Origin of the sequence: Allobosea sp. RCC_152_1, from assembly GCF_041360765.1 — a bacterium.
GTDB lineage: Bacteria > Pseudomonadota > Alphaproteobacteria > Rhizobiales > Beijerinckiaceae > Allobosea > Allobosea spartocytisi.
This window is the reverse complement of record NZ_JBFUPU010000003.1, coordinates 473,121-500,062: the sequence shown is the minus strand read 5'-3', so window position 1 is coordinate 500,062 and position 26,942 is coordinate 473,121. Positions and strand designations below refer to the sequence as shown.

At 66.7% G+C, this 26,942-nt stretch carries 22 protein-coding genes; 7 read left to right on the top strand and 15 right to left on the bottom strand.

Annotated elements, in window-relative coordinates; all coding sequences use genetic code 11:
• Positions 1-28 precede the first annotated feature (28 nt).
• The 6 genes from AB6806_RS14180 to AB6806_RS14155 are packed head-to-tail and all read right to left on the bottom strand — an operon-like array spanning position 29 to position 6,001.
• The gene (locus tag AB6806_RS14180) at positions 29-970 is read right to left on the bottom strand and encodes an NAD(P)-dependent oxidoreductase (RefSeq protein WP_142023305.1); all 942 of its coding nucleotides are present in this window, start codon (positions 968-970) and stop codon (positions 29-31) included.
• On the bottom strand, positions 967-2,298 hold the full coding sequence (locus AB6806_RS14175) for a CapA family protein (RefSeq protein WP_142023306.1): 1,332 nt from the start codon (positions 2,296-2,298) through the stop codon (positions 967-969). The genes AB6806_RS14180 and AB6806_RS14175 overlap by 4 nt, the downstream gene beginning before the upstream one ends.
• A gap of 51 nt (positions 2,299-2,349) precedes the next feature.
• The gene (locus tag AB6806_RS14170; RefSeq protein WP_142023307.1) at positions 2,350-3,336 is read right to left on the bottom strand and encodes a Bug family tripartite tricarboxylate transporter substrate binding protein; all 987 of its coding nucleotides are present in this window, start codon (positions 3,334-3,336) and stop codon (positions 2,350-2,352) included.
• 40 nt (positions 3,337-3,376) lie between these two features.
• The gene (locus AB6806_RS14165; RefSeq protein ID WP_142023308.1) at positions 3,377-4,891 is read right to left on the bottom strand and encodes a tripartite tricarboxylate transporter permease; all 1,515 of its coding nucleotides are present in this window, start codon (positions 4,889-4,891) and stop codon (positions 3,377-3,379) included.
• Positions 4,891-5,370 carry a tripartite tricarboxylate transporter TctB family protein gene (locus AB6806_RS14160; RefSeq protein WP_185748068.1) on the bottom strand — a complete coding sequence of 160 codons (480 nt, stop codon included), beginning with the start codon at positions 5,368-5,370 and terminating at the stop codon, positions 4,891-4,893. Before AB6806_RS14160 ends, AB6806_RS14165 begins: the two co-directional genes overlap by 1 nt.
• A 55-nt stretch (positions 5,371-5,425) precedes the next feature.
• Entirely contained in the window at positions 5,426-6,001 is a 576-nt protein-coding gene (locus AB6806_RS14155) for a TetR/AcrR family transcriptional regulator (protein WP_185748069.1), read from the bottom strand.
• Positions 6,002-6,284: 283 nt separating this feature from the next.
• Between AB6806_RS14155 and AB6806_RS14150 the strand changes: the two genes are divergently transcribed.
• The gene (locus tag AB6806_RS14150) at positions 6,285-6,758 is read left to right on the top strand and encodes a peptidoglycan-binding domain-containing protein (protein WP_142023310.1); all 474 of its coding nucleotides are present in this window, start codon (positions 6,285-6,287) and stop codon (positions 6,756-6,758) included.
• Positions 6,759-6,844: 86 nt separating this feature from the next.
• Here the strand turns inward: AB6806_RS14150 and AB6806_RS14145 are convergent, their stop codons facing one another.
• A complete protein-coding gene (locus tag AB6806_RS14145; RefSeq protein ID WP_051988423.1) occupies positions 6,845-7,876 on the bottom strand; it encodes a LacI family DNA-binding transcriptional regulator in 1,032 nt (343 codons plus the stop codon).
• 164 nt (positions 7,877-8,040) lie between these two features.
• Here AB6806_RS14145 and AB6806_RS14140 point away from each other — a divergent pair, with 164 nt between their 5' ends.
• From AB6806_RS14140 to AB6806_RS14115, 6 genes are all read left to right on the top strand, one after another.
• Entirely contained in the window at positions 8,041-9,327 is a 1,287-nt protein-coding gene (locus AB6806_RS14140; protein WP_142023311.1) for an ABC transporter substrate-binding protein, read from the top strand.
• Positions 9,328-9,332: 5 nt separating this feature from the next.
• Positions 9,333-10,355, top strand: a complete 1,023-nt coding sequence (locus AB6806_RS14135; RefSeq protein WP_038367217.1) for a carbohydrate ABC transporter permease — start codon at positions 9,333-9,335, stop codon at positions 10,353-10,355.
• Positions 10,352-11,404 (top strand): carbohydrate ABC transporter permease, encoded by a 1,053-nt coding sequence (locus tag AB6806_RS14130; RefSeq protein WP_112762571.1) that lies wholly within the window; start codon positions 10,352-10,354, stop codon positions 11,402-11,404. Before AB6806_RS14135 ends, AB6806_RS14130 begins: the two co-directional genes overlap by 4 nt.
• Before the next feature lie 16 nt (positions 11,405-11,420).
• Positions 11,421-12,488, top strand: a complete 1,068-nt coding sequence (locus AB6806_RS14125) for an ABC transporter ATP-binding protein (RefSeq protein ID WP_370954787.1) — start codon at positions 11,421-11,423, stop codon at positions 12,486-12,488.
• Between the two features lie 19 nt (positions 12,489-12,507).
• Positions 12,508-14,799, top strand: coding sequence for a glycoside hydrolase family 31 protein (locus tag AB6806_RS14120; protein WP_370954786.1), 2,292 nt, complete (start codon positions 12,508-12,510; stop codon positions 14,797-14,799).
• 277 nt (positions 14,800-15,076) lie between these two features.
• Positions 15,077-15,775 (top strand): SDR family oxidoreductase, encoded by a 699-nt coding sequence (locus tag AB6806_RS14115; protein WP_142023314.1) that lies wholly within the window; start codon positions 15,077-15,079, stop codon positions 15,773-15,775.
• A 74-nt stretch (positions 15,776-15,849) separates the two neighbouring features.
• On the opposite strand, the gene AB6806_RS14110 is transcribed toward AB6806_RS14115, so the two are convergent.
• The 8 genes from AB6806_RS14110 to AB6806_RS14075 all read right to left on the bottom strand — a co-directional run bounded on the left by AB6806_RS14110 (position 15,850) and on the right by AB6806_RS14075 (position 26,893).
• Complete coding sequence (locus AB6806_RS14110) at positions 15,850-16,830, bottom strand: peptide ABC transporter ATP-binding protein (protein ID WP_112762568.1); 981 nt, start codon at positions 16,828-16,830, stop codon at positions 15,850-15,852.
• A complete protein-coding gene (locus AB6806_RS14105; protein ID WP_038367232.1) occupies positions 16,827-17,846 on the bottom strand; it encodes an ABC transporter ATP-binding protein in 1,020 nt (339 codons plus the stop codon). The genes AB6806_RS14110 and AB6806_RS14105 overlap by 4 nt, the downstream gene beginning before the upstream one ends.
• A 4-nt stretch (positions 17,847-17,850) precedes the next feature.
• Complete coding sequence (locus AB6806_RS14100) at positions 17,851-18,762, bottom strand: ABC transporter permease subunit (protein ID WP_038367235.1); 912 nt, start codon at positions 18,760-18,762, stop codon at positions 17,851-17,853.
• A 58-nt stretch (positions 18,763-18,820) separates the two neighbouring features.
• Positions 18,821-19,831 (bottom strand): ABC transporter permease subunit, encoded by a 1,011-nt coding sequence (locus AB6806_RS14095; RefSeq protein ID WP_038367236.1) that lies wholly within the window; start codon positions 19,829-19,831, stop codon positions 18,821-18,823.
• A gap of 301 nt (positions 19,832-20,132) precedes the next feature.
• Positions 20,133-21,749, bottom strand: a complete 1,617-nt coding sequence (locus AB6806_RS14090; RefSeq protein WP_370954785.1) for an ABC transporter substrate-binding protein — start codon at positions 21,747-21,749, stop codon at positions 20,133-20,135.
• 123 nt (positions 21,750-21,872) lie between these two features.
• Positions 21,873-23,465 carry an ABC transporter substrate-binding protein gene (locus tag AB6806_RS14085; RefSeq protein ID WP_038367241.1) on the bottom strand — a complete coding sequence of 531 codons (1,593 nt, stop codon included), beginning with the start codon at positions 23,463-23,465 and terminating at the stop codon, positions 21,873-21,875.
• Positions 23,466-23,678: 213 nt separating this feature from the next.
• On the bottom strand, positions 23,679-25,040 hold the full coding sequence (locus AB6806_RS14080; protein ID WP_370954784.1) for a sigma-54-dependent transcriptional regulator: 1,362 nt from the start codon (positions 25,038-25,040) through the stop codon (positions 23,679-23,681).
• Positions 25,041-25,051: 11 nt separating this feature from the next.
• Positions 25,052-26,893: a sensor histidine kinase gene (locus AB6806_RS14075; RefSeq protein WP_370954783.1), complete on the bottom strand. Its 1,842-nt coding sequence runs from the start codon at positions 26,891-26,893 to the stop codon at positions 25,052-25,054.
• Positions 26,894-26,942 lie beyond the last annotated feature (49 nt).

The window sequence follows — 26,942 nt, the reverse complement described above, 5'->3', positions numbered from 1 at the left end:
ATGTCGAGCATGTCATTTCGGCGGCGCTCTAATAGGCCCGTACCGGGTCGACAACGCCTTCGACTTGTTCGCCTCGGGTGAAACGCGACAGGTTCAGGGCAAGGAACGCCGAGAGGCGTTCTTCGCCATCCTCGCAGCTTCCCGATATATGCGGGGTCAGTCGGACCAGCGGGTGGCGGTAGAAGGGGTGGTCGGCCGGCAAGGGTTCGGGATTTGTGACGTCCAGCGTCGCCGCGGCCAGCCGGCCCGAATCCAAGGCCTCCGCCAGGGCGGTGTCGTCGATCAGCGCACCGCGCGCGACATTGATGAGATGCAGGCCCCGGCGCGCGGCCTGGAGGCTCTTCCGGTTGACGATCCCGCGCGTCTGCTCGGTCAAGGGCATGGCGAGGACCACGTGATCGCTGTCGGCCAGCAGATCATCGAAACTATTGGCTCGCTCGACGCCGTCGATCGGGAAGCTCCGCGACCGCGCCAGGCCGATCACCCGCATCCCGAGGGCGAGCGCGCGCTTGCCGACCTCCTCGCCGATCGCGCCCATCCCGGCGATCCCCAGCGTCTTGCCCGCGACGCTGCCGAGGGAGCGGGCTCGCCAGTGGACGGCGGCATCGACGCGGACGTCCCAGAAGCGCTTCTCATGCGCCATCACGGCGGCGATGACATATTCGGCGATAGCCGGCGCCTGCACGCCGCGTCCGCGGCTGACGAGCGGCACCTCGAAGAACCAGTGCGGGAAGGTATCGACGCCGGCCGAGGCGATTTGCGCCCAGGCCAGCGTGCCGGGCCAGCCGGCCGGCGGCTTCGCCGGAGCGTTGCGCCACTGGGTCTGATAGGTGAACAGGGCCTGAGCTTGGGCCGGGGCCTGCCATGGCTCGCTCACCTTGACGATGACCGGGGCGCTCGGATGCGCCGCCAGCCGCTCGTTCTGCTGGTCGGTGAGGCTGCTCGCGATGACGAGGGGCGGGGCGCTCACTGGGCAGGCCCCGGCGTGACCGCGATAAGGCCGTCTTCGTTGAGCTGGTAGCGTGTGCCGTAATAGCTGCTGAGCCTGGTCATGTCGTTGGCGATGGCCTGGGCTTCCTCGCGGCCTGCGATCGCCGGCACGCCGCGGTCGCTGACGCGCTTGCGGTTGAGGTCGAGATCGAGCGGGACGAGCTTCACCGTGACGCCGTCCTCGGCATAGTCGCAGATCGCGACGATGGAGCGGGAGAAGCGCGGCTCGGCATAGAAGCCCTGCTTGTTGCCGTTGGCGTCGTGGATGCGCGACATGTGCAGGTCGGACGGCAGATGGTCTTTGGTGAAGCCGTAGGCCTCGTACATCTCCGGCGTCATGCGCTGCTCGCCGGCCTCGAACTCCATGAACAGACTGTTGAGCGAGTAGAAGATCGGCCGGCCGCGATGGAACTCGATGCCGCGCAGCATATGGGCGCCGTGGCAGAGCACCGCGTCGGCGCCGGCCTCGATCGCCTGATGGGCGAACTCCTCGATGAAGGAGGCGACGCGCGGGGTATACCAGTTCTCGTGCGTGCCCTCATGGGTGTGGAGGCTGACGAGCGCGCATTCGGCCCGGTTCTTGGCGTCGCGGATGTTGTCGAGGATAGCCTTGCGGTCCCTGTCGTTGCTGTAATAGCGGACATGGGCGTGGCTGCCGCGCTCGATCTGGAGCGAGCCCTCGAAGAAGGAGCCGAAGCCGAAGCGGTCCGGCCCGGGATCCTTGACCACCTCGACGCGCAGCACCTCCTTGCGGCTGTCCGCAATGCCGAGCGAGGCCTCGATGCGCTGGAGCTCCTTGAAATCGGCATCGGGCAGGACATAGGCGCGGCCCCAGCGCAGCGGGTTGAGGCCGGGCCTGGGCTCGATGCCGCGGCCGGGCGAGCTCGCGGCGAACTCGGCCGAGCGGGTCGAGCTTGCCGACACCAGCCCGATGCGCCCGTTCGGCGTGTCGCGGAACTTCGCCATCCGCGCCTCTTCCAGGCTGCGGCCGATGCCGCTCCAGAGGATGCCGCGGGCCTCGGCCGCCTCGATGGTGTCGACCACGCCCTGCGGCCCGAAATCGCCGGTATGGTTGTTGGCGAAGGAGAACATGTTGACGCCGATCGCGGCGAGTTCGTCGATCGCGGCCGGCTTGACCGCGGTGACGAAGCGCCGCGGCGCCGGCGGCGTCGATGGCTTCGGGCAGACGAACTCGGCATTGGCGAAGGTGCCGTCGGCCTCCTTCAGCAGCCCGACCAGCCGCGGATCGAGCCGCCGCGCCAGATTGCTCGAGGAAAACAACGCGTCGCCGCAGGCTACTATCCGCATCGATAACTCCGTCAGTCGTTGCGGGGCCGGAAAGCCGATCCCGCTCGCAGGCTATTTCTTCAGGGCGAGTCCGGCTTCGACGAGCAGGACGCGGAATTCGGCATAGTCGTCATCGGCGCGCTTGCGCATGCCGGCCAGGTCCTCGAAGCCGGGGATCAGCCCGAACATGATCAGTCGCTGCTTCACCTCCGGCATGGCGAGGATGTCGTTCAGCATTTTCGCGAGCTTCAGCCGGATCTCCTCCGGCGCCTTGCTGTGGATGACGACGGTGTGCCAGCTCCGTGGCGCCCAGCCCGCCAGCCCGGATTCCGCCGTCGTCGGCAGGTCGGGCATCGCGCTCCAGCGCTCGGAACCCATGACGCCGAGCCCCGTCAGGGCCTTCCCGGAGATCTGCTCCGCCGCCTCGGGCCCGAAGAAGAGTTGCGTTTCGCCGGCGAGCGTCGACTGGAGGGCCTGGCTTGCGCCGCGATAGGGCACGTGCAGGATCTCGATCCCGGCCCGCTTCGCCAGCCAGATTCCGCAGAGATGCCCGACGGTGCCATGGCCGGAGGTGCCATAGGCGAACTTGCCGGGGTTCTTCTTGGCGAGCGCGACGAATTCCTCGAGACTCTTGGCCGGAACCGCCGGATTGCAGGCGATCGCCATCGGCGCATCGCCGACCAGGACGAGCGGCGTCAGGTCGGTCTTCGGATCGTACTCGACCTTGGTGACGTTCGGAATGACCCCGAAGAAGCTGTTCGTTGCCTGGAGGAGCGAATGGCCGTCCGGCTTCTGCGCCATGTAGTAGTTGGCCCCGATCGCGCCGCCCGCGCCCGCCCGGTAATCGTTCAGCAATTGGCGGCCCAGCATCCCGCCGAGCTTGTCGCTGAGCAGGCGGGAGATGTTGTCGCTCATGCCGCCGGGCGCATAGGGGATGACATAGGTGATGTCGCGCGCCGGCCAGGCCTGCTGCGCGAAACCGTTCCGCGCGGACAGCGCGACGGAGCCGAGTCCGGCGGCTCCGGCCAGGAACGCCCTGCGATGGATCACGCTCTTCATGACTGCTTCTCCCTGCGATGCTTCTGGCGGCTGTTTGCGGTTATTCCTGAAAGGCCTTCGATCTGAACCTGCGGACATTCGGCGCCAGAATGCTCGCCAGCATGGCCAGGGTGATGACGAGCAGGCCGAGGCCGAGCGGGCGCGAGACGAAAATGCCCGCATCGCCGCGCGCGATCAGCATCGCGCGGCGGAAATACTCCTCCATCATCGGCCCGAGCACGACGGCGAGCACCAGCGGCGCCGACTCGCATCTCCAGCGCTGGAGCAGGTAGCCGAGCAGGCCGAAGAGCGCCGTCAGGAAGACATCGAAGGTTGAGTAATCGACGCTGTAGATGCCGACGAGGCTGACGATGAGGATGATCGGATAGAGGATGGTGTACCTGATCTTCAGCATCTTCACCCAGAGGCCGACGAGCGGCAGGTTGATGACGAGCAGCATCAGGTTGCCGATCCACATCGAGACGATCAGGCCCCAGAACAGCTGCGGCTGGTTGGTCATGATCTTCGGACCCGGCACGATACCTTGCAGCAGCATGGCGCCCGTCATCAGCGCCATCACGGCGTTCGAGGGGATGCCGAGCGTCAGCAGCGGCAGGAACGAGGTCTGCGCGCCGGCATTGTTGGCGGCTTCGGGCGCCGCGACCCCGGCCGGGTCGCCATTGCCAAAATCGCCGTCCTTGCCGGAGACGCGTTTCTCGACCGAATAGGCGACGAAGGAGCTCATCAGCGCGCCGCCGCCCGGCAGCAGGCCGAGGATGAGGCCGATGAGCGTGCCGCGGGCAGCAGCGGGCGCGGCACGACGGGCTTCCTGCCGCGTCGGCCACAGGCTGCCGATCGCGGCCGGGCGCACCTCCTCCTCGGACTTCGTCGCCTTCTCGAGCGCGACCAGGATGTCGGCGATGCCGAACAGGCCGACGACGAGCGGCACGAAGGGAATGCCGTTGAGCAGTTCCAGCGCGCCGAAGGTGAAGCGGTACTGGCCGGAATTCGGGTCAGTGCCGACCAGCCCAAGCAGCAGCCCCAGCGCCACCATCGCCAGCGCCCGTATCACCGAACCTTGTGCCAGCACGACGGAGGCGACGAGCCCGAGCACCATCAGCATGAAATATTCGGGCGCGCCGAATTTCAGCACCAAGGCCGAAACCGCCGGCCCCAGCACCGCGATGAACAGCGTGCCGACCGTGCCCGCGAAGAACGAACCCCAGGCGGCGATGGCGAGTGCCGCGCCGCCTCGGCCCTTGCGGGTCATGCCGTGCCCGTCGAGCACGGTGACCACCGACGAGGCTTCCCCCGGCAGGCGCAGCAGGATCGAGGTGGTCGAGCCGCCATATTGTGCGCCGTAATAGATGCCCGCGAGCGTGATCAGGCCCGTGGCCGGCGAGAGGCTCGTCGTCATCGGCAGCAGGATGGCGATCGTCGCTGTGGGCCCCAGGCCGGGCAGGACGCCGACGAGCGTGCCGACGAGGCAACCGATGAAGGCGAACAGGATATTGACCGGGTCTAGCGCGACGCCGAAGCCGATGCCGAGACCCGAGAAGAGCGAAGCGAAATCCATCAGTCGATCCTCGGGAACATCGGGATCGACTGGCTCAGCAGCACGACGAAGATCAGGCAGGATGCGATGGCCAGCGCGGCGGCGAGGAGCAGCGTCGGCAACAGCCGCGTGCCGGGATGGCCGAGGCTCGCGACGATCACCGTGAGAAAGACCGTCAGCCCGAGGCCGAGCGGCTTCACTGCAAGCCCGAAGAGCATGATCGCCACCCCGATCGAGAGCATCGCCCGCAGGCGCCCGAGAGAGTCGGCCGGAGCGGAGGCCGGTTCCTCCCCCTCGGGTTGCGGGGAAAGGTCCTTGCCGCCGTCGAGCAGGATCAGGGCGCCGAGCAGCGCGAGAAGGGCCGCGACGGCCGTGGGGACGAAGCCCGGCCCCATCGCGGTGACGCTGCCATAGGGATAATCCGATGCGATCCAGATCGCGAGCAGGCCCAGCGCGATGCAGGCGGCGCCCAGCGGCCGGTACGTGGTGTCGTGCTGCAAGATCCTGTTCCCCGGTCGCTGTTTTCGTTTGCCGGTCTCGCGCCGGCATTAAGTTTCAAGCCGTTGCGAGCAGGGTCGCGGCGCAGCTCTTCGCATGCAGCCCGGGGTCGCTCTCGGGCCGGATGGCAGCGGTCGCGATCGCGCCCTCGTAGATGAGCATCAGTTGTTCCGACAGGCGCAGCGGCTCCGGCACGTGACCGTCGATCAGGGCGCAGAGCCCGTCCCGCAGGAAATGCTTGTAGACACGGGCCGCTTCACGCACGCGCGGCAGATCGCCATGCTCGGCGACGGCCATGACGAAGGCGCAGCCGCGAAAGCCGGGCATGCGAAGATTGCGCATGAGGCCGTCGAAGACGTTGAGGACCCTGTCCTGCCAGCGCGTGGCGGGGCCTTCGGCGCAGTCGATGAACGCGGCCTGCAGCCGTTCCCGCCTCGCGTCGAGATAGGAGACGATCAGGTCCTCCTTGCTCGGAAAGTGGCGGTAGAAGGTCGCCTTGGCGATACCCGTCTTGGCGATGATCTCGTCGACCCCGACGGCGCGGATGCCGCGGCCATAGAAGAGCTCGCCCGCGACAGCGAGAATCCGCTCGCGCATCGACGGCGCGTCGATCTTCGGCCCGCTTCCTTGCACCGTTTCCTCCCGATTTTTTCGGGCTTTTCTCCCCAGATCCATCAAGCGAGACAGACCTGTCTGACTTTGTACGGGGCAATCCGTTCGGCGGTCAACCGATGGGGGCATTCAATATGTCGCGCGGCTGCCTGCCGGTTCGGCCGCGACCCGCGCGGCGATCGAGGAGGCGTCGCCATATCAGGCCGATCGGAGCGCCTGATCGGGCGCTTTTCATTCATCTGGTGGATGTGGCGCTCTCTCGCATGCGTCTAGCCTGATGAAGGGGCACATGCGGGGACGTCTGATGGCTTATACGATGCAGACAGACCTGACGGGCATGCATCAGGTCTACAATGTCTCGTTCCCTGTCGGGCCGAGGATGCCGAACGCCCGTGACGATGTCCTGCTGGTGCAGACGCTCTTGAAGCTGGCAAATTTCGTGCGCTTCACGCCCGCTTTGGGGCCTGTCGAAAGGAGTGCCGAGATTGCTGTCGATGGCTATTTCGGGCCTCAGACCAAGCGCATGATCGTCGCTTTCGAGGATGATCAGAAGCTCCATCGACGCTTCTTCGTCGCTGATGGCATCGTGGAGCCATCGCCGAAGGACGGCTATACGCGCTCCGGCGTCCTGTACAAGATCATCCTCATGAACCGCTCGGCATTGAATGCCTCGGGCTGGAGGCATGAGTACCTGCCGTTCCACGAAACCACTCATCCCCTCTTGCGGCAGTCGTTGCAGAAGGGGGCGGTGAAGCCGCCGCCATCCCCGCACTTTTGAGGGTCGACAGGAGCGGCCGCCCGAAAGCCGAACGGCGTATCGTTGGGATCGGCGGGATCGCGTTCTGAAGCCGGTGCTCGCTTGCTCTATGGCTTTGCCGCCAGCGGCTCATGCGGCACGTGGATCTCGGATGTCGCCGCGCCGCTCCATTGCAGCCGCAACTGCTCCAGCACATGCCGGCCGAAGATCTCGTAGGGAATCCGGATCGAGGTCAGCCAGGGGGCGATCCAGTTGTTGATCGCGTTGCCGTCGACGCCGACCAGCATGCAGTCGCGCGGGATCGCCACGCCCGACTCGGCCGCCAGCCGATAGGCGCCATAGGCGATCAGGTCGCTGACGCAGAGCGCGCCTTGCGGCCAGCCGCCATCCCGAACGAGGGCCTGGGCCGCCGCATAACCGATCTCGATATGCGACAGGCCGGGCGCGCTTGCCCGGCGGATCGCGTCCGCCGGAACGCCGCGCGCGACGAGCCGCTCGATGAAGCCGGCGGCGCGCTCGGCGGTGCTCGAAATGTTCTGGGCCGCCATCAGCACGGCGGGGCGCTCGATCCCGCGCGCGAGCATGAAGTCGGCCGCATCGGCGCCGGCGCCGCGGTCGTCGATTCCGACGAAGGCGCCGCCGCCGAGGGGGTTGCGCCGCGCCACGAAGACGATCGGATCGCCGCGCCCGAGCGCCTGTTCCAGCCCCTGGCTGCGCACGGCGCTGACCATGATGTAGCCGGCGACGAGCTGGTCGCGCATCGCCAGCAGATAGTCGTCCTGCAGCTCCGGGCGGTCATGCGTATCGCAGAGGATCATGACGTAGCCGGCATCGCGCAGCGCGGCTTCGGTCGAGACGGCGATCGCGGCCATGGCGGGGTTGTCGAGATTGGGCGAGAGCATCGCCACGACGCGGCTGGCCCGGCGGCGCAGCGCCCGTCCGATGGGGTTGGGGCGATAGCCGAGCCGCTCGATCGCCTCCGCGACGCGCGCGACGGTCTCGCTCGAGGCACGCCCGCTCTTGCCGTTGACGATGCGCGAGACGGTCGCGACCGAGACGCCGGTCTCGCGCGCCACTGTCGCGAGCGAGGCCGTCTCATGCCGGATCTTCCCCGGTTTCGCCGTCGTCCTGGCCGTCATTTCCCTGCCAGCCCTTCCATGGGGGTTCCCGCTACGCACCGGTGGAAAGCCGGCCTACGCAGCAATGCTGACGCATCTCCCCGTTGACAAGCTAGGCAAACGTTTGCCTTAGTAGATGTCAAGACGCTCGTTGAGGCGTCGCGATTGCTCAGGGGATGGAGCCCATGCAGAGGAAACACTGGATTTCCGCCGTTGCCGCGACGGCCGGCTTCGCGATCGGCCTCATGGCCTCGACCGCATTCGCCCAGACCACGGTGCGCATCGCCTGGTATTCCGACGGCAACGAGGGCGAGGTCCTCGCCGATCTGCTGAAGCGCTTCGAGGCTGAGAACAAGGACATCAAGGTCGTGCTTGACCAGGTGCCCTACAAGGCGATCACCGAGAACCTGCCCGTCCAGCTCGCCTCGGGGCAGGGGCCGGACATCGCCCGCGTCGTCGATCTCGGCGGCGTCGCCCGCTACGCGCTCGACATGCGTCCCTATCTCAAGGACGCCTCCTACTGGGATAAGAATTTCGGGCCGTTCCTGCCCTGGATGCGCCCCGAGGGCGATTCCAGCGCGATCACCGGCTTCATGACGCAGCTCACCGTCACCGGCCCCTTCGTCAACAAGACCCTGTTTGAGCAGGCCGGCACGCCGCTGCCGGGTCCGAAGGCGACCTGGGAGGAGTGGGGCAAGGCGGTGAAGGAGGTGGCGGCCAAGGTCAAGGCGCCGTTCCCGCTCGCCATGGACCGTTCCGGCCACCGCTTCTTCTCGGTCGCGGTCTCGGAAGGCGCCAAGGTCTTCAACGACAAGGGCGAGCCGGCCGTGATCGACGAGGGCTTCAAGCGCGGCGCCAAGCTCGTCTATGACTGGCACCAGAACGGCACCATGGCCAAGGAGCTCTGGGGCTCGGTCTCCGGCACCGCCTATCGCGGCGCCAATGACGAGTTCAAGAACGCCCAGGTCGTGATGTACCAGTCCGGCTCCTGGCAGATCGCCCAGTTCGACAAGACGGTGGGCGACGCCTTCGACTGGGTCGCGGTGCCCTCGCCTTGCGGGGCGGGCGGCTGCTCGCCCATGCCGGGCGGCGCCGGCCTCGTCGCGATCAAGACGACCAAGAGCCCGGAAGCCGTCGCCAAGGTGATGGACTATCTGGCGAGCGAGCCGGTGCTGAGCGAGTTCTACGCCCGCTCGCTCTTCGTGCCCGGCCATCTCGGCATCGCCGCCAAGGGGCTCGACTATGCCGGCGCGACGCCGCAGGGCAAGGCCGCGCTCAAGGTCTTCTCGGATCAGGTCGCGCAGATCTCACCGGCGGCCTACAAGCTGCAGGGCTATGCCAACAACCGCGTGATCTTTAACGCGGTGATCAGCCGGCTCGGTCAGGCGATCTCGGGCGAGGGCAGCCTCGACGATGCCTATAAGCGCATCGAATCCGACGTCGCCCAGCAGATCGCCGAGCGCAAGAAGTAAGACTTATGGCCTCTGCCGAAACAAATCCGCGCCGGGATGGCGCGGGCGCCGCAGGCACTCTCGCCGCGCCGCTCGCGCTCGTCATGCGGCTCGTCGACTGGCCGATGCGGGCGCTCCAGCGCCTGATCGGCGAGCGGCGGATGGCCTATGTCTTCATCCTGCCCAACCTCGCCTTCTTCTCGCTCTTCGTCTTCCTGCCGCTCGTCATCAACTTCGTCTTCTCGGTGACGGGCGGGGCGGGGCTGTTCCCGAGCGAGCGCCCCTATGTCGGGGCGCAGCAATACGCCTATCTCTTCGATTGCGGCTCCTTCCTCGATCCCTCTTCCTGCCGCGAGGACCATTTCTGGCGCGGCGTCTACAACACCGCGCGTTTCACCGTCTTCCAGGTGACGGCGATGGTGCTGTTCTCGCTGCTGACGGCGGTCGTGCTGAACATGAAGATCCGCGGACGCGGCTTCTTCCGCGCCGTCTATTTTTTCCCCGTGCTGCTCTCGCCGGTGGTGGTCGCGCTGACCTGGAAATGGATCCTCCAGCGCGACGGCCTGCTCAACGCCGCGCTGACCTCCCTCGGCGGCGAGCGCATCCTCTTCCTGGTCGATCCGAGCTGGGCGATGTTCTGGATCGTCTTCGTCTCGGTCTGGGCCCATATGGGCTTCTACACGCTGATCCTGCTCGCCGGTCTGCAGGCGATCCCCGCCGATCTCTATGAGGCGGCCGAGATGGATGCGACGCCGCGCTGGCGGATGTTCTGGCGCATCACCCTGCCGCTGCTCTGGCCGAACATGATCGTCGTGATCGTGCTCGCGCTGATCAAGGGCGTGCAGACCTTCGACGAGGTCTTCGTCCTGACCGGCGGCGGACCCGGCACCGCGACGCTGATGATCGTGCACTACATCTACGAGACGGCCTTCGCCAATCAGGTCCAGAATTTCGGGCTGGCCGCCGCCGCCTCGGTCGTGCTCGGCGTGGTGCTCTTCGCGCTGACGCTGGCCCAGCTCGCGGCGAGCCGCCGCAAGGGGGCAGCATGAGCCTCGTGACCAAGCTCGCCACCGCCCGCCGCAAGCCCGGCCGCTGGCATTGGACCGATATCGCGGCCTATGCCTATCTCGCGCTCGGCGTCGTGCTGATGTTCGGCCCCGTCCTCTGGCTCGGCATGTCTTCGTTCAAGACGCAGGCCGGCCTGCTCGAATTCCCGCCTTCGCTGCTGCCGATGTCGCAGAAGGAGGTGACGGTTCCCGGCCAGTCCCAGCCGCTGCCGCTCTTCGAGGTGACGATGCCGGACGGCACGAAGCGCGTGCTGGCGCAGGTCCGCCGCATCGGCATCCAGGCGCAGATGATCGACCCCGCCAATCCCGGCGAGACGATCCGCGTGCCGATCGAGGGCCGTGTGCCGGTGCGCGAGTTCAAGCTCGCGACCGAGAACTACACCGAGCCGCTGGAGCGCTTCGCCTTCACGCGCTTCCTCTGGAACTCGGTCTTCGTCACGCTGATCGCGACGATCATCACGCTGATCATCAACTCGATGGCGGCCTATGCGCTCTCGATCTACGAATTCCGTGGCAAGACGGCGGTGATGCTGATGGTGGTCGGCACGCTGATGATCCCGATCACGATCATCCTGGTGCCGGTCTATCTCGTTATCACCAAGCTCGGGCTGGTCAATTCGCTCTGGGCGGTGATCCTGCCCGGCGCGGCCACCCCCACCGGCGTCTTCCTGCTGCGCCAGTACATGCTGACCCTGCCGCGCGACCTGATCGAGGCGGCGCGCATGGACAAGGCCTCGGAGTGGCAGATCTACTGGCGCATCGTCATGCCGCTCGCCATGCCGGCGCTGGCCGTGCTCGCGATCTTCTCGATCATGTGGCGCTGGAACGAGTTCCTCTGGCCGCTGGCGGTGCTGACCAAGACCGAATCCTACACGCTGCAGATCGGCCTCAACGCCTTCCAGGGCGAGTTGCAGACGCAGTGGCACTATTTGCTCGCGATGACCGTGGTGACGCTGCTGCCGGTCGCGCTCGTCTTCGTCTTCCTGCAGCGCTTCATCACCACCGGCATTGCCAATACGGGTATGAAATGAGCGAAAAGGGTTCCGCATGGCCGGGCTGAAGCTCTCCGCGGTCCGCAAGGCCTATGGCGCCACGACCGTGCTCCACGGCATCGATCTCGATGTCGCGGATGGCGAGTTCGTCGTCTTCGTCGGTCCCTCCGGCTGCGGAAAATCGACGCTGCTGCGCTCGATCGCCGGGCTGGAGGAGATCACCGGGGGCGCGATCGCCATCGACGGGGCCGATGTCACGCATCTGCCGGCGTCGGAGCGCGGGCTCGCGATGGTGTTCCAGTCCTATGCGCTCTATCCGCATATGAGCGTCTACGCGAACATGGCCTTCGCGCTGGAGAATATGGGGTTCAAGCGCGACGAGATCGACAAGCGCGTGAGGCGCGCGGCCGAGATGCTGCGGCTGACGGACTATCTCGAGCGCAAGCCCAGGGCGCTCTCGGGCGGCCAGCGCCAGCGCGTCGCCATCGGCCGCGCCATCGTGCGCGATCCGAAGATCTTCCTGTTCGACGAGCCGCTTTCGAATCTCGACGCGGAGTTGCGTGTTGCCACCCGCAAGGAGCTCGCCGCGCTCCATGGCGAGATCGGCGGCACGATGATCTACGTCACCCATGATCAGGTCGAGGCGATGACGCTGGCCGATCGCATCGTGGTCCTGCGCGCTGGTCGCATCGAGCAGATCGGCACGCCGCTCGAACTCTATAACCGCCCCGACAACCTCTTCGTCGCCGGCTTCATCGGCTCGCCGCGCATGAACCTGCTGCCGGGCCGCGTGACGGCTGCGGGCAAGGTCGCGCTGGGCGAGGGCGGTCATGAGATTGCCTGCGCCACCGGCGGCCTTGCCCCCGGCGCGCCCGTGACGGCGGGCATCCGGCCCGAGCATCTGGAACTGGCGCCGGAAGGGCAGGGCCTGCCGCTGACCATCGAGCTCGTCGAGCGTCTCGGCGGTGAGAGCTATCTCTATGGCTCGGCCGCCGGCTTGCCCCAGCTCACGCTCAAGCTTGATGGCCAGAGCGAGCATGAACGGGGCCATTCGGTCCCGCTCGCCTTCCCGCAGCAGAAGCTGCACCTGTTCGACGAAGCCGGCCAGGCGATCCGACCCTAAGACTGCCGAGAGAGATTCCATGAAAGCCCTCACGCAAGGCCGTTATCTCGGCCGCGATGGCGAAGCTGCCCTGTTCGATGTCGGGCTCGGCCACACCCTCATTGTGCGCATCCTCGAAGGCGATATCGGCCGGGTGACGCTGAAGCCGCAGGATGGCTACCGCCTCGACCGCGGCTGGTCGATCGCGCCCGGCGGATTGGAGCCGGCCTATGAGGGCCGTCTGCGCGACAGCCTCGAGGGCTTCTCCTGCCCGAAGGCGAGCGTCAGCGAAGAGAACGGCACGGTCACGCTGTCGGCCGGCGGTCTCGCCGCCGAGGTCACGCTCTCGCCCTTCGGCATCGCCTGGCGCCGGGCCGGCGAGGACAAGCCCTTCCTGCAGGACCGCACAACGCAGGCCTATCTGGTCTCGCCGCGCACCGGCGCGGTCGCGCATTTCATGGCCCGCGACTACACCGAGCGGCATTACGGCCTCGGCGACAAGGCCGGTCCGCTCGATCGCACCGGCCGCCGCTTCGCCATCGATGCGGTCGACCCTTGCGGCTTCGACGCCGAACTGTCCGACCCGCTTTACAAGATGCTGCCCTTCTTCATCGTCGATGGGCCGGCGGGCGCGCACGGGCTGTACTACGACAACCTTGCCACCGGCAGCGTCGATTTCGGCTGCACGCTCGACAATTATCACGGCCTGTTCCGCTCCTGGAAAGGCGATGACGGCGATCTCGACTATTACGTCATGGCCGGCCCGACCGTTCCCGACGTCGTTCGCCGTTTCTCCTGGCTGACCGGCGGACAGGCCTTTGCGCCGCTCTGGTCCTTCGGCTTCGGCGTCACCTCCATGGCGATTGCCGACGCGCCCGATGCCGATGCCCGCATCAGCGACTTCGTCGGCAAGCTGGAGACGCACCGCATCCCCTGCGACAGCTTCCATTTCGGCTCGGGCTACACGCAGATCGGCCATCGCCGCTACGCCTTCAACTGGAACCGCGACAAGTTCCCCGATCCGAAGGCGACGATGCAGCGGCTGAACGACGCCGGTATCTTCACCGTCGCCAATCTCAAGCCCTGCCTGCTCGACGACCATCCGCGCCTGAAGGAGACGCTCGACGGCGGCTTCCTGGTCAAGGACGGCAAGACGGGCGAGCCGGCGGTGGCCCAGTTCTGGGACGGGCTCGGCTTCCATCTCGACTACACGAACCCGAAGGGCCGGGCCTGGTGGCGCGACGGCATCGAGACCGCGCTGCTCGACTATGGCTTCACCACGGTCTGGAACGACAACAACGAATACGAAATCTGGGATGAGGATGCCGTCTGCGACGGCGACGGCCGCCCCTTCCGCCAGGCGCTGGCGCGTCCGGCCCAGCCGCTGCTGATGACCAAGCTCTCCTATGAGGCTCAGGTCGCGCGCCAGCCGGCCAAGCGCCAGTACTCGGTGACGCGTGGTGGCTGCGCCGGCATCTCGCGCTACGCCCAGACCTGGTCGGGCGATAACGAGACCGCCTGGAAGACGCTGCGCTACAACCTGACGCAAGGGCTCAATATGAGCCTGTCGGGCATGTTCTCGATCGGCCATGATGTCGGCGGCTTCCATGGCCCGACTCCCGGCCCCGAGCTCTTCGTGCGCTTCAACGAGTTCTGCTCGCTCTGGCCGCGCATGGTGATGAACTCCTGGAACGACGACGGCGTCGTCAACCTGCCCTGGATGTATCCGGAAATGGTGCCGCAGGTGCGTGAGGCGATCTCGCTGCGCTACCGGCTGATGCCCTATCTCTACACGCTGATGTGGCGCGCCAGCCGCGACGGCACCCCGGCGATCCGCCCGCTGCTCTGGGATTTCCCGAAGGACGCTATAGCGGCGAAGGCCGACGACGCCTTCATGCTAGGCCCGGACGTGCTGGTCGCGCCGGTGCTGGAGGAGGGCGCGCGCGAGCGCAGCATCTATCTGCCGAAGCACGAAGGCGGCTGGTATGATTGGCATGACGGCAAGCATTTTGCCGGCGGCGCGGTCGCGACCGTGGCGGCTCCGCTCGGTCGCCTGCCGGTCTTCGTGCGCGCCGGCGCGCTGATCCCGCTCGGCAATCCCGAGGGCATCGACGACCAGCGCGAGGTGCTCGTCTGCGGTCTCGTCGAGGGCGCGACCGGCGAACTCTACGAGGACGACGGCGAGACGGTCGATTGGCGCGGCGCCGGCGGAACGGTCATCCGCTTCCGCGTGCGCGGCGGCGAGATCGCGATCGAGCAGGAGGGGGCGGACGCTCCCTTCGTCGACCGGATCGCCATCCGGCAGATCGGCGAGGCGGTCGGCCCGCGCTGAGGTCGATCGGAAACACTCCGTCATTCCGGACGCAGCGAAGCGGAGATCCGGGATCCATCTTAGAGCGCACTGCCTTACGATGGATCCCGGATCGACGCCGCTTCGCGGCTTGTCCGGGATGACGCGGAGTTTCATCGTGTTGGACCGCTGCGCCACGTCCGTCGGCCGCGGCCATGCGGCTTCGCGAACCGGCTCATGCAGCTTTGCTGTGGCGCTATGCGGACGCACCGTCCAAGAATAGCCGCCTATTCGCAGCGATCAGGCGCGGGAGCAGGACATGGACAAGGTAGCGATCGTCACCGCAGGCGGCAGCGGCATGGGCGCGAGCGCGGCGCGGCGGCTGGCGAAGGACGGCTATCGCGTCGCGATCCTGTCCTCCTCGGGCAAGGGCGAGGCGCTGGCCGCTGAACTGGGCGGCATCGGCGTCACCGGCTCGAACCAGTCCAACGATGATGTGAAGCGACTGGTCGACGCCACGCTCGACCGCTGGGGCCGGATCGACGCGCTGGTCAACAGCGCCGGCCATGGCCCGCGAGCGCCGATCCTCGATCTCACCGACGAGGATTGGCAAAAGGGCCTCGACGTCTATTTCCTCAGCGCGGTCAGGCCGATCCGGCTGGTCACGCCGGTGATGCAGCAGCAGAAATCCGGCGCGATCGTCAACATCTCGACCGCCTGGGCCTTCGAGCCGAGCGACATGTTCCCCACCTCGGCCATGGCCCGCGCGGGGCTTGCGACCTTCACCAAGATCTATGCGGACAAATACGCGGCCGACAACATCCGCATCAACAACGTCCAGCCGGGCTGGATCGACAGCCTGCCGGCAACCGATGCGCGGCGCGCCAGCGTGCCGATGCAGCGTTATGGCAGCGCCGACGAGATCGCCGGCACCGTCGCCTTCCTGCTCTCGCCCGATGCCGGCTACATCACCGGTCAGAACATCCGGATCGACGGTGGCGTGACCAAGGGGATTTGAGCGGGTTCTTTTGCTCCGCCGTCATTCCAGGCCCAGGCCTTCGGCCTCTCCCGGAATGACAGTGTTCTGCGGAGTTACGCCGCTTTCGCCAAAAAATCCTCGGCGAAGTGGCAGGCGACCTGCCGTCCGTCGATCTCGCGCTTCTCCGGGCGCTCGGCCCGGCAGCGATCGGTCACGAAGGGGCAGCGCGTCGAGAATACGCAGCCTTTCGGCGGGTTGAGCGGGGAGGGCAGTTCGCCGCGCAGCACGATGCGCTCGCGCTTGGCCCCGCCGACGCGTGGCGTCGAGGCGAGCAGCGCCTGCGTATAGGGATGCAGCGGCCGGGCGTAGATGCGCTCCTTCGGGCCATGCTCGATGGCATTGCCGAGATACATCACCATCACGTCATGGGCGATGTGCCGGACGACGCTGAGATCGTGCGAGATGAAGAGATAGGCGAGCTTCAACTCGTCCTGCAGGTCGGCGAGCAGGTTCAGCACCTGCGCCTGGATCGAGATATCGAGCGCCGAGACCGGCTCGTCCGCCACCACCAGCTTGGGCGAGAGGATCAGCGCGCGCGCGATCGCGATGCGCTGGCGCTGGCCGCCTGAGAACATATGCGGATAGCGGGCGTAGTGCTCGGGCCTGAGCCCGACCTTGGCCATGATCGCACGCGCCTTCTCGGTCCGCTCGGCCTTGGAGAGGTCCGTGTTGATCTTGAGCGGCTCTTCCAGGATCGTGCCGATCTTCTTGCGCGGGTTGAGCGAGCCATAGGGGTTCTGGAAGACGAACTGCACGGTGCGGCGCAGGCGCTTGCGCTCGCTCGCGGGTGGGTGCACCGCGTCGAGCCCGTCCAGCATCAGCGTGCCCGAGGTCGGGGCCTCGATCAGCGTCGCCATGCGGGCCAGCGTCGATTTTCCGCAGCCGGATTCGCCGACGACGGCCAGCGTGCGCCCGGCCTCGACGGAGAACGACACCTTGTTCACTGCCTGCAACTGCGCCGGCGGACGGAAGAACCCTTGCTTGACCGGGTAGGTCTGCGTGAGTTCGCGGGCTTCGATGACGGGGTTGCTCATCGCGTCGCCTCCGTCGTCGAGCGGTCGTCGCGGGCGCGCTCCGCATCCCGGTTCGGGTCGCCGAGCGGATAGTGGCAGCGCACGCGCCCGTCCGCCCAGTTCCGGAGCTCCGGCTGGACAGCGCGCGAGTGGTCGGTCGCATAGGCGCAGCGCGGGCTGAACAGGCAGCCTTTCGGCCGGTCGTTCAGGCCTGGCACCATGCCGGGAATGGTGGCGAGGCGGCTCGCATGCTCGCTGCGCTCCGGCAAGGCGGCGAGCAGGGCGGCGGAATAGGGATGCTGCGGATCGGCGAACAGCGCGTCGACCTTGCGCTCCTCCATGATCTGCCCGGCATACATCACCATGATGCGCTGCGCCGTCTCGGCGACGACGCCCATATTATGGGTGATCAGCACCAGTGCCATGCCGCGCTCGCGCTGCAGCGACATCAGCAATTCGAGGATCTGCGCCTGGATGGTGACGTCGAGCGCCGTCGTCGGCTCGTCGGCGATCAGCAGGCGCGGATTGCAGGCGATCGCCATGGCGATCATGACGCGCTGGTTCATGCCGCCCGAGAGCTGGTGCGGAAAGGCCTTGAGGCGGCTTTCCGGGGCGGGAATTCCGACCTGTTCCAGAAGCTCGATCGCCCGGTGCTTCGCCGCCTTGCCGTCCATGCCCTCATGCTTCCGGAGCGTCTCGGCGAGCTGGAAGCCGATGGTGAAGCAGGGGTTCAGGCTGGTGGTGGGCTCCTGGAAGATCATCGCCACGTCCTTGCCGGTGAGCTGGCGGCGCTGGCGGGCGGACATGGTGAGCAGGTCCTGGCCGTCGAAGCGCAGCTTGTCGGCGCGGACGCGGCCGGGATAGCCGACGAGGCCCATCAGCGCGAGCATGGTGACTGATTTGCCGGAGCCGGATTCGCCGACGACGCCGAGCACCTCGCCTTCGTCGAGGGTCAGGTCGATGCGGTCGACGGCGCGCAGCGTTCCCTGGGAGGTCGGGAATTCGACGCTGAGGTTTTCGATTTCGAGCAGGGGCATGGGATCAGCGCTTCAGCTTGGGGTCGAGCGCATCGCGCAGGCCGTCACCGAGAAGGTTGAAGGCGAGCACGGTGATGAGGATGGCAAGGCCCGGGAAGGTGACGACCCACCAGGCGCGCAGCACGAATTCGCGCGCGTCGGCGAGCATCGTGCCCCATTCCGGTGTCGGGGGCTGGGCGCCTAAGCCCAGGAAGCCGAGTGCGGCGGCATCGAGGATCGCGGTGGAGACGCCGAGCGTTGCCTGCACGATGAGTGGGGCGGCGCAGTTCGGCAGGATCTCGGAGAACATCAGCCGGACTGTCTGCGCGCCGCTGACCTTGGCGGCGACGACATAATCCTTGCTCGCCTCGGTGATGACGGCGGCGCGGGTGATGCGGACGTAATGCGGCAGCACGACGATGGCGACGGCGAGCATGGCGTTCATCAGGCCGGGGCCGAGGATTGCGACGATGACGATGGCGAGCAGCAGGCTCGGCATCGTCATCAGGATGTCCATGAAGCGCATGATGACGATGTCGGCGACGCCCTTGAAATAGCCGGCGATCAGGCCGAGCACCACGCCGACGACGATCGCGAGCGCCACCACGGCGATGCCGATGACCAGCGAGAGCCGAGCCCCGAAGATGAGGCGCGAAAGGATGTCGCGGCCGATTGCGTCGGTGCCGAGCGGGTAGGACAGCGAGCCGCCCTCTTGCCAGAACGGCGGCTTCAGGAAGACCGTATTATTGGTCAGGTCCGGGTTGTGCGGGGCGATCAGCGGGGCGAACAGCGCGCAGAGCAGCACCAGCACGATGACGACGAGCCCGGCGACCGCGCCGCGGTTGGCGCTGAAATAGCTCCAGAACTCGCGGACGGGATGCGGCGGTGCGCCGCTTGGCGCAGCGACGGCAGGGACTTCGAGGGTTTCGGCGCTCATGGGCGAAAATTCCTTGGGCGACGGCTCCGGCGGGCGCGGGACTCGAATGGAGTGCGGGTCATTTGGCGTGCCTGATGCGCGGGTTGATCAGGCCGTAGAGCAGGTCGACCAGCAGGTTGACGCTCATCACCACCATTCCAAGAAGCAAGGTTCCGCCTTGCAGGACCGGATAGTCGCGCCGGCTGATCGCCTCGATCAGCCATTTGCCGACGCCGGGCCAGGAGAAGATCGTCTCGGTCAGGATCGCGCCGGTGAAGAGCGTGCCGACCTGCAGGCCGATGACGGTGACGACCGGGATCAGCGCATTGCGCAGCGCATGCAGGGCGACCACGCGGATCGGTGCCATGCCCTTGGCGCGGGCCGTGCGGATATAATCCTCGCCGAGCACCTCCAGCATCGCCGAGCGGGTCATGCGGGCGATGACGGCGAGCGGCACGGTGCCCAGCACGATCGCCGGCAGGACGAGATGCGACAGCGCCGACCAGAAGGCGTCGGTGTCGCCGGCCAGCAGGCTGTCGATGGTGAGGAAACCGGTGACCGGCTCGATGAAGTACTGCACCGCGATCCGGCCGGAGACCGGGGTGATGCCGAGTTGCACCGAAAACAGCAGGATCAGCAGCAGACCCCACCAGAAGATCGGCATCGAATAGCCGGTGAGCGAGATACCCATCACGCCATGGTCGAAGATCGAGTTCCGCTTCACCGCCGCGATGATGCCGGCCGGCAGCCCGAGGAGCAGCGCGATCAGGATGGCGCAGAGCGCGAGCTCGATGGTGGCCGGGAAAAGCTGCCCGAATTCGGAGAGCACGTTCTCGCGTGTCACGATCGACTTGCCGAGATCGCCCTGGACGACGCGCTCGATATAGACGCCGTACTGGGTCAGCAGCGGCTTGTCCAAGCCGTATTCCTTGACGAGCTGGGCATGGCGGGCCGGGTCGATGCCGCGCTCGCCCGCCATGGTCTCGATCGGGTCGCCGGGGACGAGCCGGACAAGGAAGAAGGCGAGCAAAGTGATCCCGATGAAGGTCGGTATCACGAGGCTGACCCGGGTCAGGATGAAGCGGAGCATGGTTCTTCCAGCCTTATCGGCCGGCACGGTCGCGGTGCGCGGCGTTTTGTCTTGTCGTTTTATTCAAGTTCGAAATCCGGCGCAGCGCAAACACCAGATTGGACGAAAGATCAAGCCGGCCTTGTTGAAGAATCGCGGGCACTCTTAGTACCGCGCGGTACGTCGCGGCGGTCGGAATGCAAGACTTGCGAAGATATGGCCGTGCGTACGCAATAATATGATCGAGTCTTGTGCCGGCGCGGCAATGAATGCGGCGCCGGCACGATCTGTGAGGACAGGCGCCGCCAAGCGGCGCGGCGCCTCATTTCGCGATCGACACACCGTAGAAAGGTTGGCCGCCAAAGAAGTGGATCTTGTAATCCTTCACCTCCTTGCGCACCGGCGTGAAGGCCTGCGCATTGGCGAAGAGCAGCCCGGCCACGTCCTGGTGGAACAACTCCTGGAAGCGCTTGTAGAGCTTGGCGCGCTCGCCCTGGTCGGTGATCGTGCTCGCCTTGGCGAGGGCGTCGGAAGCCTCCTGGTTGCACCAGCCGGCGCGGTTGGCGCCGGTCTTCACGCCCTCGCAGGTCCAGCCGGTGAGCAGGATCTGGCTCGGGTCGGGATAGTCCCAGGTGTAGCCGAACATGCCGACCTCGTGCTCGCCGGCCCGGCCGCGCTTGAGGTACTCGCCCCATTCGAAGGTCTGGATCGTCGCCTTGACGCCGATCTTGGCCCAGTCGGCCTGGATCAGCTCGGCGGCGCGGCGCCCGTTCGGCATATAGGCGCGCACGACGGGGATGGCCCAGAGCGTCGTCTCGAAGCCGTTCGGCAGGCCCGCCTCCTTGAGCAGCGCCTTGGCCTTTTCGGGATCGTAGGCGCGCGGCTTCAGATCGTCGTCATGCGACCACAATGCCGGCGGCACGGCCGCCGCGGTCGCCTTGCCGGTGCCCTGATAGACCGCGTCGATGATCGCCGGGATGTTGGTGGCATAGGCCAGCGCCTCGCGCACACGCCGGTCGTCGAAGGGCTTCTTGCGCTCGTTGAAGGCGAGGAAGCTCTGGTCGGCGATGCTGCCCTGCGCGATGGTGAGGTTGGGGTCCGCCTTCATCGCCGGCAGATCGCCGGGATTGGGATAACGCGCGATCTGGCATTCGCCGGACCTGACCTTGGCGAAGCGCACGGCGGCGTCCGGCGTGATGACGAAGATCAGGTCGCTGACCAGCGCCATGCGGTCGCGGTTGCCGGCGGCCTTGGTCCAATGGTCCGGCACCGCCTTGAAGCGGATCGTCGCGTCCTTCTGATAGGAGAGCAGCGAGAAGGGGCCCGTGCCGATCGGAGCGAAATCGACCTGCTCGGGCGTGCCGGCCTTGCTCATCGCGGCGGCATATTCGGCCGAAAGGATCGACATGGGCTCGACGGAGAGCGCGCTGAGCAGCGGCGAGTTCGGCTTCTTCAGCGTGAGCTTGACGGTGTAGTCGTCGACCTTCTCGACTGAGGCGAGGCTTGGCTTCACGATCTCGTCGAAGAACTGGTAGTTGCCGTTGCTGACCTTGTTGTAGGGATTGGCGGGGTCGAGCATCCGGCCGAAGGAGAACACCACGTCGTCGGCGTTGAAGTCGCGGCTCGGCGTGAAGGCCTTGTTCGCATGCCACTTCACGCCCTTGCGCAGCTTGAAGGTGTAGGTCAGCGCGTCATCCGAGATCGTCCAGGATTCGGCGAGGCTGGGGATGATCTGCGAGCCGCCGCGCTCCGTCGCCGTCAGCCGCTCATAGACTTGCGCCGCCACGTCGTAGGCGGTGTTCTGGCTGCTGAACTGCGGATTGAGGAAGTCGGGGCTGGCCTCGGTGCAGACGACCAGCGCCTGCGCGCGGGCGGCGGCGGGAAGCAGGAGGGCGCTGAGCCCGAGGGTAAGGGCGGCTGTACAAGCGCGAACGGCCATGGCGGTTTCTCTCGATGGAAAAGGGCGGGATCTGGCGCAGGGCGCTCGCCCCGTCGTCTCCCGCCCGAAAAAGGATGCGGCCCGCCGGGCCGCATCCGTCATTGATGCATGACTTGCGCCAGCTCAGTTCGCGATATCGACGCCGTAGAAGGTGTGGCGGCCGAAGGGCGAGAGCTTGAAGTCCTTCACTTCCTTGCGGACCGGCTTGAGCTGGATCGCATGGGCGATGGTGAACCAGGGGGACTGCTCCTTGAAGATCACCTGCGCCTGCCGGTAGAGCTTCTCGCGCTCGGCCTGGTCGGTGACCGTCTTCGCCTTCGTCACCAGCTCCTCGAAGGGCTGGTAGCAGAATTTGGCGACGTTCGAGCCGTTGGTCTTGGCCGAGTCGCAGCCGAGCAGCGTGTGCAGGAAGTTGTCCGGGTCGCCATTGTCGCCGGTCCAGCCCAGCATGCCGGTCTGGTGCTCGCCCGCTTGCATGCGCTTGCGGTACTCGCCCCATTCATAGGTCTTGATCTCGGCCTTGACGCCGACCTTGGCGAGGTCCGCCTGCATCAATTCGGCGATGCGCTTGGCGTTGGGGTTGTAGGGGCGCTGCACCGGCATGGCCCAGAGGTCGATCTCCAGCCCGTTCGGGTAGCCGGCCTCGGCGAGCTCCTTCTTGGCCGCCTCCGGATCGTAGGGGTCGTCCTTGATGGTCTCGTTATAGGACCACATCGAGGGCGGGATCGGGTTGATCGCCGGGATGCCGCTGGAGAGATAGACCGCGTCGATGATCGCCTTCTTGTTGATCGCCTTGTTGACGGCGTGGCGCACCTTGACGTTGTCGAACGGCTTCTTGGTGGTGTTGTAGGCGAGATAGCCGATGTTCAGGCCGGGCTGCTCGAGGATCTGGACATTGGCGTCCTTCTTCATCGCCTCGAGATCGGCCGGGTTCGGATAGGGCATGACATGGCATTCGCCCTTCTGGAGCTTGGCCCAGCGCACCGACGCATCCGGCGTGATCGCGAAGATCAGGTCGTCGATCTTGGCCTTGCCGCCCCAGTATTCCGGGAACGCCTTGTAGCGGATGATCGCGTCCTTCTGGTACTGGACCAGATAGAACGGCCCGGTGCCGAGCGGGTCCTGGTCGAGCTTCTCGGGCGTGCCGGCCTTGAGCATGGCATCGGCATATTCCTTCGACTGCACGCCGGCATATTGCATGGCGAGGTCGGCGAGGAAGGGCGCCTCAGGCTGGTTCAGCGTCACCTTGACGGTGTAGTCGTCGACCTTCTCGACCGATTTGAGCAGCTTCGGCATGCCCATGTCGTTGAAGTAGGAGTGGTTCGAGCTGGTGACCTTGAAGAACGGGTTGTCCTCTTTCCACTGCCGCTCGATCATGAACATCACGTCGTCGGCATTGAAATCGCGGGTCGGCTTGAAGCCCTTGTTGGACTGCCACTTCACGCCCTTGCGCAGGTGGAAGGTGTAGGTCAGGCCATCGGCCGAGATGTCCCATGTCTCGGCAAGCGCCGGCTGCACCTTGGTGCCGCCGCGCTCGAACTGGACGATCGTGTCGTAGATCTGCGTGCCGGCGTCGAAGGAGGTGCCGGTCGTGTTGACGCTCGGCGCGAAATTCTCGGGACTTCCTTCCGAGCAATAGACCAGCGTCTTGGCCATGAGCGGCTGCGCCGCCATGAGGGCGGACGCCGACAGCGTCGCCAACAGCAATTTCTTCATGTGAAACTCTCCTCAACCCTTCCCCGCCTCTGTCAGGCGAGGTTATGGCCCCGTTGCATCGGAAGCTCCGTGGGCGGAATTCCCCGGGCCGCCTTGTTCACAGCTTATTGAAAGAAAAGGGTCGGGAACAGTCGTTCTAAAGGTGGGAGGAAATTCTCCGGGAATGACAGTAAACGACAGCGTTGTGCTATCTGAAGCCGTTGCGTCCGTCCGTCATTCGCTCTCATAGGCGGCGCGGGTGATGCCGTAGCGCGCGAGCTTGTCGTAGAAGGTCTTGCGCGGAATCCCCAGCGCTTCCAGCGTCGCCCTGACATCGCCGCGATGGGCCTCGAGCGCCTCGCGGATCAGGTTCGCCTCGATGGCGTTGAGGCGTTCGGGCAGGCTGAGCGCGCCCGCATCCTCGCGCGCCGCCGTGATCGGCAGGTCGCCGGCAAGGCCGAGCGCGACGCGCTCGGCGAAATGCACGAGTTCGCGGACATTGCCCGGCCAGTCGTTCTCGACGAGGTGGCGCTCGACCGAGCGGTCGAGCCGGGGAACCTCCCGCCCGTATTTGCGCGCGGCGCGGCCGAGGAAATGCGCGAAGAGCAGCGGGATGTCGCGGCGCCGCTCGCGCAGCGGCGGAAGACGCAGCGTGACGATGTTCAGCCGGTAATAGAGATCCTCGCGGAAATCGCCGCGCTGGGCGGGGTCGCCGAGATCGACCTTGGTGGCGGCCACCACCCTGAGATCGACCTTGCGCGTGTCGTTGGAGCCGAGCGGCGTGATCTCGCGCATCTCCAGCACGCGCAGGAGCTTGACCTGTGCGCTCGTCGGCATGCTCTCCAATTCGTCGAGGAAGAGCGTGCCGCCGCTGGCATGCTCGATCCGGCCGATGCGCTTCTTCTGCGCGCCGGTGAAGGCGCCGGGCTCGTAGCCGAAGAGTTCGCCTTCGATGACGCTGTCGGGCAGGGCGCCGCAGTTCAGCGCGACGAACGGCTTGTCGCGGCGCCGGCCGAGCCGGTGCAGCAGATTGGCGACGACCTCCTTGCCGGTGCCGGTTTCGCCCAGCACGAGCACGTCGACCTCGACATCGGCGAGGTCGTGGATGGTCTGGCGCAGCCGCGAGATCGCCGGCGTCTCGCCGATCAGCCCCTCGTCCTTCTCGGCCGATGCCGTCAGCGCGCGCAGCCTGCGATTTTCGAGGACCAGTGCCCGTTTCTCGACGGCACGCCGCAAGGTCTCGCTCAGCCGCTCGCCGGCATAGGGCTTGGCGATGAAATCATAGGCGCCCTCGTTCATCGCGGCGACGGCCATGGCGATGTCGGCATGGCCGGAAATCAGCACGACCGGGATATCGGCGTCGAGGGCCTTGAGGCGGCGGAACAGCTCGATGCCGTCCATGCCGGGCATGCGGACGTCGCTGACGACCGCGCCGGCGAAGCCGGGCCCGATCTCGGCCAGCAGCGCGCCCGCCGAGGCGAAGGCGGCGGCCTTGAAGCCGGCGATCTGCAGGGCTTGCACATTGGCCTCGCGCAGATCCTCGTCGTCGTCGACGAAGGCGATGTCGAGGCCGGCGAGATCGGGCGCGCGTGTCATCGAAGCTGGGGTCATGGGTTGGAGCCGGACGAGGCTTTCCGGAGGGTGATGGTGAAGACGCAGCCGTCCCCCGGTCGCGACGACGCCGTCAGCGTGCCGCCGAAGGCGGTGACGATGTCGTGCGAGATGACGAGGCCGAGGCCGAGGCCGCGCGGCTTCGAGCTGCGGAACGGGGTGAACAGCGCCGCAAGCGCCGCTTCGTCGAGGCCGGGGCCGCGATCGGCGACGGTGATCGCAACCTCCTCGCCCGCGTCGCGGATGCCGAGCGAGAGCAACGGCGGTGCTGGTCGAGGGTCGGCGCTCTCGACGGCCTCGACGGCATTGCGCAGCAGGTTGACCAGCACCTGCTCCAGCTCGACATGCCGGGCGAGCACCCGCAACCCTGGCGGGCTCGCATCGACCTGCGGCGCGATGCCGGCCTGCCGCAGGGGCGCATCGAGGATCATCAGCGCACCTGCGACCGCCTCGCTCAGCAGGACCGGTTCGAGCCTGCCGTTGCCACGCCGGGCGAAGCCGCGCAGGGTCTCTGTGATGGTGCCGATCCGTTCGGTCAGTCCGATGACCTTGCCGAGCGCGCCTGTCGCGGCGCTCTCGTCGCGCCCGGCGACAAAGGCGCGGGCGTTCTCGGCATAGGTGCGCAAGGCCGCGAGCGGCTGATTGATCTCATGGGCGACGCCGGCCGTGACCTGGCCGAGCGTCGCCAGCCGGTTCGCCTTGGCGAGTTCCTCGCGCGTATCCGCGAGCCGCTCCTGGGCGCGGGCGCGCTCGGCCATCTCCTCCACGAGCTTGCGGTTGCTGCCCGCGAGTTCCGCCGTGCGTTCCGCGACGCGCCGTTCGAGCTCCGCTTTCGCCTGTGCCGCCGCCAGCATCCGCATCGCCGCCTGCTGGCGGCGGCGCAGCAGGAACGCGGCCAGCAGCAGCCCGAGCAGCAGGACGAGCGCGACGAGCGTCTGCAAGCGCGATTGCTCGGCGCGAATGGCCTGGTCGACCGGCAGCAGCATGTCGATGTGCCAACTGGTGGTCGGCACGTCGCGACGGGTCATCACGTTGAGGCCGCGCGTCGGGGCGGTGCTCTGGACGAGGTCGTCATCCGGCGCCAGCGGCAGCGGCTTGAGCGGTGCCTCGCCGAATTGCAGCGAGCGGCGGATGTCCTTCTGTGTGTCCTCGTCGAGCGGGGCCTCGACATGGAAGCGCCATTCGGGGACCGTCGAGAGCAGCACCACGCCGCGCTCGTCGGCGACGTAGATCTGGCCGCCGAGCGCCCGCCAATCGGCCTCGACCCGGTCGAATTCGACCTTGGCCACGATGACGCCGAGCAGCCTGTCGCCGTCATTGATCCGGCTGGTGATGTAGAGGCCCGGGCGCTGGCTGACCGTGCCGAGCGCGAACTGCTCGGCCGACCCCTTCAGGATCGCGCCGAGATAATAGTCGCGGAAGGCATAGTCGTTGCCGATGAAGCTCGTCGGCTCGTCCCAGTTGCTCGCCGCGATGGTCAGCCCGGTCACGTCGAGCAGGTAGATCACGGCCGTGCGCGTCTCCCGCGCGATGCTCGCGAATTTGAGGTCGAGCGCATGACGGCTGTTGCCCGAAAGCGCGCTGCGGACATCGGGATCGCGGGCGAGGATCATCGGCAGGGCGCGTTGCTTCTCCAGCTCGCCGCGCAGGACCGCGATGGCCAGCGTGGTGCCGTCCTCCGCGCGCGCATTCACGGCCTCGATGGCGCGGCTTCGGCCGAGATCGCCGGCGGCGATCAGCCCGATGGCGAGCAGGATCGCCGCCGCGAGCCCGAAGGCCAGCCAGCTCCAGCCGCCCGGTGAAGCGGCGGTTCCTGCTTGCGGTGGGGTGCGCTGCATGAAGCCCATGCCCGATCATGAGCGGATTTCCGCATTACGCAACAAAAGA